Genomic DNA, 6,155 nt, shown 5'->3' with positions numbered 1-6,155 from the left:
GGCGTGCAGCAGCTTCTGCGGCACCGGCTTGCCGCTGGCGACCAGCCCGCGCACCGCGTCGACGCGGTGGCGGTCCATGCCCGCGGGCAGCAGCAGCGGCTCAGCGCCGGGCAGCGGGTCGGTGCCGGGTCGGCGCAGATGCTCGTTGATCGCATCGATCAGGGTGGGCACGATCACGTCGACGGCCGGGGTGTCCGGCACGGAGATCCGCTGGGCCGAACCGAGCCAGCCGGTGAGCGCCGCGAGACCCCGCCTGGCGGCGGCCCGCAGCTCGTCCCGGGGCACCTCGACCGGCGCCGTACCGGCCAGGGTGGCCAGCAGGGCCTCGACCGCGCTGAGGGACGGCACCAGGGCGTACCCCTCCGGCGCGCCCCACCCGCCGTCGGAGCGCTGCCCGTCGAGCAGGTGACGCAGCCGACGGTGGTGACCGGTGAGCCACGGGGCGAGGGCGACCAGCCGTCCGGTCTCGTACACCGAGGGGGTCTGCCGGCCGGCCGGGTCTCGGCTCATCCCGTCGAGCAACCCGGCCACCGACGAGCCGTCCGGATCCGCGCCGTCCCGGGGTACGGCGCGGGTGTCGAGCGCGTCGGTCACAGTGCCCCCCAGAAGTCGGCGGACCGGTAGAAGCCGCTGCTGAAGCCGATCTGCCGAGCCAGGTAGTCGGCCTGCTCGGGGCAGGTGGTGCGGAGCTCCGCCAGCAGCTCCCGGGCCCGGCCGACCAGCTCGTCGATCCGGAGCTCCACCTCGGCCCGGTCCTCGACAAGCAACAGCGCGTTCAGGTCACCCCAGCGCAGGTCCCGCTCGTACGTGCCCAGGTCGTTGACGAGGCGTAGGATCCGCTGGACCTCAGTGCTGGCCTCGATCAGCCGGTCCAGCTCGGCCAGGATGCCCGGGTCGCCGGAGTAGATCCAGTGGGTGACGTTGACCAGGGTGCAGGCCAGATTGTCGGCGTTGTCGAGGTACTCGGCGAGGCTCGGCAGCGGGCCGGGCTGGCCGTCCACCGTGGACCTATGCCGCCAGTCCCATTCCCGGGCCATCGCATCGAGCACCTTGCGCAGCTCGGTACGCCAGGCCGGACGGGCGTCGGCGAAGACGGGCACGGTGGCCAGTTCGTCACGCAGCTCCGCGAGGAGCCGGCTGAGCGGATCGTCGGGGCCCGGCGGCTCCCCGTCGGCCACCGCCAGGCAGCGGGCCCTGATCCGGTCGATCTCCTCCCGCGAGGTGGCCACGTAGTCGATCAGCCAGTCCAGCGCGAAGCCCCACAGCACCGCGCGGTTGGTGACCCGCAGGCGCGCCAAGTCGCACCAGGGCGCGCCGAAGGCGATCGCCGCCGCCACGTTGCTGAACAGCGCCGCGTCGAACGGTCGGGCCGGAAAGAGCTCGGGGTACGCGGCACCCACCTCGGCGAGGTCGCGCTGCCCCCGGGCGGCCAACGCCCAGATCCGGCCCTGCTCGGCCGCGGTACGCAGCTGGTCGTCGACGCCCTCCACCACTCCGGTCACCCGGCCACGCCCGGTGCCCGCTCGAGCGTCACCTCAACCCGCTCCTTGGGCCGCAGTGCTGCGGCGACCTTGATGCCGGGCAGCTGCGGGCGACACAGCCGGAACCGGTAGCGGCTGAGCACCGTGGCCACGATGAGCAGGGCCTCCAGGTAGAACAGGTGCATCCCGAGGCACTGGTGCGGGCCGCCGCCGAACGGGAAGTGGGCGTACCGGTGCCGCTTACGTGCCTGCTCCGGGGCGAACCGGTCCGGGTCGAACACCTGGGGCCGGTCCCAGAACATCGACATCCGGTGGGTGATCAGCGGGCTGACCACAAGGGTCGAGCCGGCGGGGATGCGGACATCGCCGATCACGTCCTCCTCGACCGCCCGCCGGGGAAAGAGCCAGCCGATCGGGTAGAGCCGGAGCAGTTCGTCGAGGACCTGCCGGGTGTAGCGCAGTTCCTTGAGGTGGACCTGGCGGACCGGCGCATCGCCGACCACCCGGTCGATCTCCTCCTGCAGCCGCGCGGCGACCTGTGGGTCCGCCTCAAGATGGGGCCAGAGCCAGGTGAGCACGGCGATGGTGGTCTCGGTGGTGGTGGCCACCATGGCCACGGTGTCGTTGCGGACCTGCCACTCCTCAAGCCGGTGGCCGTCCGGCGTACGACCGCGCCAGAGCGTCGAGATGATGTCGTCGCCGTCGGTCTCGGCCGTCTCCCGGCTGGCCCGGACGATGGGCAGCAGGGTGTCGTCGATGGTGCGCACGGCGCGGCGGAAGCTGCGGTCGCCGGGCATCGGCACGGCCAGCGGCGCCCACGGCACGGCGATTCGCGGCATCACCGAGGAGGCGATGGCGTCCTGCGCCTCCATGATCCGCATGGCCTGCGGCACCGAGACCTTGTCGGCGAAGAACACCCGCATGATCGCCTGACAGACGATTCGGGCCTGCTCGGTGCCCATGTCGACCGGCCGGCCGTCGGCGGCGGGGCCGTCCAGCTCGGCGACCGCCTGGTCAATCACCTCGGCCAGGCGGTCCACCAGGGAGTCGATCCGGCGGGCGGTGAACAGTGGCTGGAGTATGTGCCGGCTGTCCGTCCAGTGCCGGCCGTCGCTGAGGATGCCGTCGCCGAACAGCCGCTTGAGCGGACGCCACTGCAGGCCGTCACCGGCGCGGACATAGTTGTCGGCCCGCTCCCGGAGCACCCGCTGCAGGTGCTCGGGGTGGGTCACCAGGAACGGCCGGAACGAGCCGAGGTTGAGCCGGACGATCTCGCCGCCCGATCGCTCCCCGAAGCTCACCAGCCCCTGGGCCGGGTCACGAACCAGGCTGGGCAGGACGTGGCGGAGCGGTACGGACCCCGCTCGCCTGGCGCGGATCGCCGTGGCTGCTGCTCCCACGTGCGATGAACCCCCTTCTGACGACGGTACGTCGCGGACCGACTATGTCGAGTGACGGTTCCGGGAAGCATGCCATCGTCACGAGAGCCTTCTCTAGACGAGAGCAGAGAAATTTTCGCGCAGAGATGTTTAACGCTCCACTAGAGAGCAATGGTGAGAAAGGTCACGCGCGCATTTCCCACCGGTGCCGGTCACGTTGCCGAAGCCGAGTCCCGGCTCCACGCTCCGGTGCCGCAACCCGGTACGACCACCCAGGCAGCTCGCCGGCGGACCCGGCGACGGGCAGCGCGTACCGCTGGGGCGGGCAGCGCGTACCGCTGGGCGGCCGGTGACGGCCCGCGACGACGCGGCGCCGGCGGGGCGGAAGGCACAGACGGCGGCGGTCATGGCGGGGCGACATGTCGCCCCGGCACCGGGCCACCACCCGTATCACCGTGCCCGGCGGACCGGCGGCGGGGAGAACGCGGGCGCGGCCCGGCGCCCTGTGCCAGGCTCATGGTCATGGACGACAAGACCATCCTGAACCGGATCTCCGAGCTCGTCGACGAGGAGCACCGGCTGCGCTCGGCCGCGCAGGAGAACGAGGCCGGCACCGACGACGCGGCCCGGGAGCGACTGCGGGCCCTGGAGGAGTCCCTCGACCAGTGCTGGGACCTGCTGCGCCGCCGGCGGGCGGCCCGCCAGGCGCACGGCGACCCGGACGCCCAGGGCGAACGCCCCCTGTCGGAGGTCGAGCGCTACCTCCAGTGACCTGCGGTCCCCCGGCACGGGCCGGGGGACCACGTGCCGGCGTCCCGGGCGGATGCTCCCCACCCGGGACGCGACTCGCTCAGCGGATCCCCGCCTCCCGCAGCAGCAGCCCGGTCAGCTCGGCCGGGTCGGCGGCCGCCGCGGGCAGGCCCCGGGCGGCGAACCAGGTGCCGACCACCCGGACGTCCCGGGCGAGGAACTCGGGTCCCTGCGGGTTGGCCACCACGTCGACCACCTGCGGCAGGTCGATCATGACCAGCCGCCCCCGGTGCACCAGGAGGTTGTACGGCGACAGGTCGCCGTGGGCGTAGCCGGCCCGGGCCAGCACCGCCAGGGCGTCGACCAGTTGCTCCCACAGGTCACGCAGCTCGGCGCCCTCGGGCCGCAGCTGGGCCAGCCGCGGGGCGGCCTGCCCCTCCCCGGCGTCGCCGATGAACTCCAGCATCAGCTCGGTGCCGAGCAGCTGCACCGGGTACGGCACGGCGATCCGACCGGAGTCGGCGCCGATCTCCCAGAGCCGGGACAGGGCGCCGAACTCGGCCGCCGCCCACTGCCCGGCGATCATCTGCCGGCCGAACGTGGTCCGTCCGGCCATCGCCCGCATCTCCCGGGACCGGCGGACCCGGCGTCCCTCCAGATAGCCGGCGTCCCGGTGGAACAGCCGGTGCTGGGGGTCCCGGTAACGCTTGGCCGCCAACAGGCAGGAGCGGTCGGTGTCCGGCACGGCCCGGCGGACCAGGTGGACGTCCGCCTCCTTGCCGGTCTTGAGCACGCCCAGTTCGGTGTCCCGGGCGGCCAGCTCGGTGACCAGCCAGTCGGGATGGGGTTCGGGCCCGTGCACGGCCCCGTCCCACGAGGACCAGGCGTCCTCGGGGGCGGGCTCGTCGTCGGGTTCGCTCAGGACCGGCTCAGTGTGCCGGCCCCGCTTCAGGAAGGAGGGCTCGTCGTCGTCGAAGCGGCTCTTGCCGCGGCCACGGCGCTGCGGCGCCGGGAGGTCGTGTTCGCGCACGGGTGGGTTGATCCTTCGATCGAGGCTGATGGAGGCAGGTGGAACGACCCTGCAAAGACGGCCATGACCGACCTCCTCTCCTCGACCGGGCGCCGCCCGGCTTGCGCCCTCGCGCGGCCCCATGCTCACCGCAGCGGGCGGGCGGGTCAACCGATTTAACCGGCCAGCACCGTGGCCACCGCCGCGATCAGGCCGTCCACCGTGCGGGTGGGGGCGAACCGGGCGTCCGACCAGCGGCGGCCGCGGTGCAGCCAGACGCTCGGCAGGCCGACCGCGCTCGCCCCGCCGATGTCCGCCTCCGGGCTGTCCCCCACCACCCAGGCGCCGCGCAGCGGCATCCGCACCCGCTGAGCGGCGAGCGCGAAGATCCGAGGGTTGGGCTTGCTCACCCCGGCCTCCTCCGAGATCACCCAGTCAGCGACGTACCGGTCCAGGCCGGTACGGCGGATCTTCGGCTCCTGCTGGCGCACCACGCCGTTGGTGACCACCACCGGCACCCAGCCGGCGTCGTCGGCGATCCGCAGCGCGCAGGCGACCAGCGGGTCCAGCCGGGTGTTCGCCACCACCCCGTCGTGCAACTCCTCGACCAGGTCGATAGAGGGGATGCGCAGCGCGTACCGGTCCCGGATCGCGTCCGCCACGTCCCACCGGTCGGTGAGCCCGTCGGCGTCGACGGAGAGCAACCAGTCGATGTCCCCGGGCGGCGCGCCGACGCCCGCCAGGAACCGCTCACCCCACGCGCGGAACGGGCCCGCGCGGTCGAGCAGGGTGTTGTCCAGATCGAGCAGGAGGAGCGGCACGCGGGCACCTTACGGGACCGAGGTGTACGACCGACAGGGCCGAGGGGCCGCCGCCGTCCGTCAGGCCGACAGGGTCGTTCGGGGGAGCCCCTGGTCGGGCAGGCGGTCGGCGAGCATGGTGTGCGCGGCCCGGGTCGCCGCCAGGGCGGCCGGGTCGAGCGTGGCCACCAGCACGTCCTCCCCGGTGTCCGCGCCCCGGGCCAGTGGCCGCCCCTCCGGGTCGTACACGGCGGCGCCCCCGTTGAAGCGCCACGGGTCGGCGCCGTCGACGGCGTTGGCGAAGACCACGTACATGGTGTTGTCCAGGGCGCGGGCGGCGTAGTAGAGGTCGCGCCGGTGCGCCGAGCCGGCCAGGTAGCCGCTCGGGCAGAGATAGCCGTGCGCCTGGTCGTCGGCGGCGGCACGGCCGTGCTCCGGGAAGCAGCCGTCGTAGCAGATGCCGAGGCCGAGCCGCCAGCCCTCGACCACCAGGGTGGCGCCGCGCCGGCCGGCGTCGAACAGCTCGCGCTCGCCACTCCAGAGCTGCTGCTTGTCGTACCCGACCCGGACCGCGCCGGTCGGGTCGACCACCAGGGCGGAGATGGTGCGCCGCCCGTCCGGGTGCCGGACCGCCGCACCCACCACCACCGTCGTCCCGCCGTCCCGGGCGGCCGCGCGCATCGGGTCCAGCCGCGGGTCGTCGACCCGGCCGTCCCCGTCCGTGGTTAGGTCGGTG

The 6,155-nt window shown here is 73.5% G+C and carries 6 protein-coding genes and 1 pseudogene; 1 reads left to right on the top strand and 6 read right to left on the bottom strand.

What is annotated here, in order from left to right; translation table 11 throughout:
• From ACWEVO_RS27200 to ACWEVO_RS27190, 3 genes and pseudogenes are all read right to left on the bottom strand, one after another.
• Window positions 1–594: pseudogene (locus ACWEVO_RS27200) on the bottom strand (prenyltransferase); the annotation flags it as partial.
• The gene (locus ACWEVO_RS27195; protein WP_452310343.1) at window positions 591–1,502 is read right to left on the bottom strand and encodes a terpene synthase family protein; all 912 of its coding nucleotides are present in this window, start codon (window positions 1,500–1,502) and stop codon (window positions 591–593) included. The gene ACWEVO_RS27195 and the pseudogene ACWEVO_RS27200, both read right to left, overlap by 4 nt.
• Entirely contained in the window at window positions 1,499–2,881 is a 1,383-nt protein-coding gene (locus ACWEVO_RS27190; protein WP_452310342.1) for a cytochrome P450, read from the bottom strand. The genes ACWEVO_RS27195 and ACWEVO_RS27190 overlap by 4 nt, the downstream gene beginning before the upstream one ends.
• Before the next feature lie 495 nt (window positions 2,882–3,376).
• Here ACWEVO_RS27190 and ACWEVO_RS27185 point away from each other — a divergent pair, with 495 nt between their 5' ends.
• On the top strand, window positions 3,377–3,631 hold the full coding sequence (locus ACWEVO_RS27185) for a DUF2630 family protein (protein ID WP_452310341.1): 255 nt from the start codon (window positions 3,377–3,379) through the stop codon (window positions 3,629–3,631).
• A gap of 79 nt (window positions 3,632–3,710) precedes the next feature.
• On the opposite strand, the gene ACWEVO_RS27180 is transcribed toward ACWEVO_RS27185, so the two are convergent.
• From ACWEVO_RS27180 to ACWEVO_RS27170, 3 genes are all read right to left on the bottom strand, one after another.
• Window positions 3,711–4,640, bottom strand: coding sequence for a serine protein kinase RIO (locus tag ACWEVO_RS27180; RefSeq protein ID WP_452310340.1), 930 nt, complete (start codon window positions 4,638–4,640; stop codon window positions 3,711–3,713).
• 155 nt (window positions 4,641–4,795) lie between these two features.
• Entirely contained in the window at window positions 4,796–5,440 is a 645-nt protein-coding gene (locus ACWEVO_RS27175; protein WP_452310339.1) for an HAD family hydrolase, read from the bottom strand.
• Window positions 5,441–5,500: 60 nt separating this feature from the next.
• On the bottom strand, window positions 5,501–6,155 hold a 655-nt coding region (locus ACWEVO_RS27170; RefSeq protein WP_452310338.1), incomplete at its 5' end, for a carbon-nitrogen hydrolase family protein.

Source organism: Micromonospora sp. NPDC003776 (assembly GCF_053605645.1).
This window is presented reverse-complemented; position numbering and strand designations above follow the sequence as displayed.